The organism is Mesorhizobium sp. M7A.F.Ca.CA.003.01.2.1, assembly GCF_003998945.1.
Taxonomy (GTDB): domain Bacteria; phylum Pseudomonadota; class Alphaproteobacteria; order Rhizobiales; family Rhizobiaceae; genus Mesorhizobium; species Mesorhizobium ciceri.
Genome location: NZ_RZRA01000838.1, coordinates 1 through 2,508, shown reverse-complemented (window position 1 = coordinate 2,508; position 2,508 = coordinate 1). Strand labels below are relative to the sequence as shown.

Genomic DNA, 2,508 nt, shown 5'->3' with positions numbered 1-2,508 from the left:
GGCCAGGCCAGCCGCTGCATCACCGCGATGGCCTCGTCCTCATCCACCGTCATGAAGGCGTCGGCGGCGCGCGCCAGCACCCGCCAGGCGACCGGCGAGGCTTCGTAACATTCAAGCATGGCCATCACCGTCGGCTGGCCGTGCGCGACCTTGACCGGGCGCCCGACCTGGGCGGCTGCGAAGACACAAGCGGCACGCGCCGGCTCGACCACGATGAAGGTCGGCCTAGCGTCACCGAGCACGGTGGCCAGATGACCGGCCAGCGCGGCGGCAATGCCGCCGACACCGGCCTGCACGAAGACGTGGGTCGGCGTCCGAGGGAGTTGGCGCAAGGCTTCGCGTACGATCGCGGTATAGCCCTGCATGACCAGGCCGGGAATGCGCTCATAGCCCGGCCACGAGGTGTCGGAGACCACGGTCCAGTCCTTGTCGGCCGAAACCTGGGCAGCTTGCCTGACCGAATCGTCATAATTGCCGTGGACGCGGATCATCTCGGCGCCATAGCGGGCGATCGCCGCGATGCGCTCCTCGCTGACCCCGGCGTGGACGAAGATCGCCGCCCGCGCGCCGACGAGTTGCGCGCCTTGCGCGACGGAGCGGCCATAGATGCCGTCGGTCGCACAGGCAAATGTCATCGCCGCGGCGACCGCCCGCACATCAGGCCGATCGAGATCGGCCACATCGAGGAGCCGGCCAAGGCGACTGCCGGCCTCCTCCAGCACCAGGCGGAAGACGGCATAGGCGCCGCCAAGCGCCTTGAAGCTGCCGAGGCCGAGGCGAAAGCCCTCATCCTTGATATGGATGGCGCCCAGTCCGAATTCGCTGGCGAGCGCCGGCAGTGCATGCAGCGGCGTCATCCGGTGATTGTCGCGGTGGCTGAGAAAACGCTCGACCGTGTCGGCTCCGGCCACGCCAAGGGTTTCGGCATCGATCGGATCGAGCGGCCGGCGGTGCGATGCGTTGCGGTTGAGCAGGAACATTGGCCGGTCCCGTTGGTCAGCGAGAACATATTGCAGGAGCAACGCAAAGAGCGCTGTAATATGGTCTCTTAAATGCAAGTTTGTTTCGTCCAGGATATTCCATTGCCTGCATTGCCGTCCTCGCTCGATAGTTTCGATCTCGCCATCCTTGCCATCCTGCAGCGCGACAACACGACGCCGCAGCGGTTGATCGGCGAGGCGGTGAACCTGTCGGCGCCGGCGGTGCAGCGCCGCATCAAGCGCATGGAGCAGACCGGCGTCATTGCCGGCAATGTCGCTGTCGTCGAGCCGGCAGCGGTCGGTCAACCCATCACCATCTTCGTCGAGGTGGAACTCGAGAGCGAACGCGCCGAACTGATCGACGCGGCCAAGCGGCAGTTCTCGGCGACCCCCGAGGTCCAGCAATGCTATTACGTCACCGGCGAGGCCGACTTCATCCTGGTCATCACAGTGGCCGACATGGGCGCCTATGAGGCGCTGACGCGAAAACTGTTCTTCGACAGCAACAATGTCCGCAAATTCCGCACGTTCGTTGCCATGGACCGGGTCAAGGTAGGGTTGACGGTGCCTTTGCCTGTCTAAATATTTGTCGCGCGGCAGGCCTTTACTTTCCCACCATGTTTTTGACATTCTCGGGCTGTGAATTCTGCCGCGGAGGCCGGCTTGGACGACACCACCCCAGTTGCGATCATCGGTGCCGGGCCGGCGGGCCTGGCCATTGCCGCGTGCCTGCGGCAGAGCGGGCAGGATTTCGTCCTGCTGGAAAAGGAGCAGCAGGCCGCACCCGCCTGGCGACGCCACTATGAGCGCGTCCATTTGCACACGGCCAAGCGCTTTTCCTCGCTGCCCTTCGCGCCCTTTCCCAGGGACTATCCGCGTTATGTGCCGCGCGATCTCTTCATCGACTATCTAGATGCCTATGCGCAACGTTTCGATCTGCGGCCGCGATTTGGAGAAACAGTGCGGGCGATCACCCGGCGGGGCAGAAGCTGGCTCGTGGATACGACGACCGGTCCCTTGCATGCTTCAAACGTTGTGATTGCATCTGGCAACAACGCAGAGCCGCTGATGCCCAGATTTGCCGGCGCCGATGCCTTCAAGGGCCAAAAGCTGCATAGCGCCGACTATCGCAACGCAGTGCCTTTCGCCGGCCGGCCGGTGCTGATCGTCGGCATGGGCAATACCGGCGCCGAGATCGCGCTCGATCTGGTGGAAGGCGGTGCGCGGCCGACGATTTCGGTGCGCGGCGGCGTTCATATCGTACCGCGCGAACTGCTTGGCGTGCCCATCCAGATGATCGGCATGGCGGCGCGCCTGATGCCGCAGCGCATCAACGATGCCTTGTTTCCCATCATCCTCGATCTGGCGTTGGGCAGGCTGGGGAAATACGGGCTCAGGCGGCCGCAGCAAGGAATGCTGCAGCAGATCGCGCTCTCGTCGCGCATTCCGACGATCGATATCGGCACGGTGCGCAAGATCCGCGAAGGTGCGATCAAGATCGTACCCGACATTGCCGAGATCACCGAAC

The 2,508-nt window shown here is 64.1% G+C and carries 3 protein-coding genes; 2 read left to right on the top strand and 1 reads right to left on the bottom strand.

Annotated elements, in window-relative coordinates:
• Positions 1-980: diaminopropionate ammonia-lyase (locus EN969_RS26420; RefSeq protein ID WP_127419530.1), on the bottom strand; the 980-nt coding region annotated here is incomplete at its 3' end.
• 72 nt (positions 981-1,052) lie between these two features.
• Here EN969_RS26420 and EN969_RS26415 point away from each other — a divergent pair.
• Both EN969_RS26415 and EN969_RS26410 read left to right on the top strand, forming a co-directional pair.
• Positions 1,053-1,562 carry an Lrp/AsnC family transcriptional regulator gene (locus EN969_RS26415; protein ID WP_063167707.1) on the top strand — a complete coding sequence of 170 codons (510 nt, stop codon included), beginning with the start codon at positions 1,053-1,055 and terminating at the stop codon, positions 1,560-1,562.
• An 81-nt stretch (positions 1,563-1,643) separates the two neighbouring features.
• The coding region (locus tag EN969_RS26410) for an NAD(P)/FAD-dependent oxidoreductase (RefSeq protein WP_164758502.1) at positions 1,644-2,508 on the top strand (865 nt) is incomplete at its 3' end.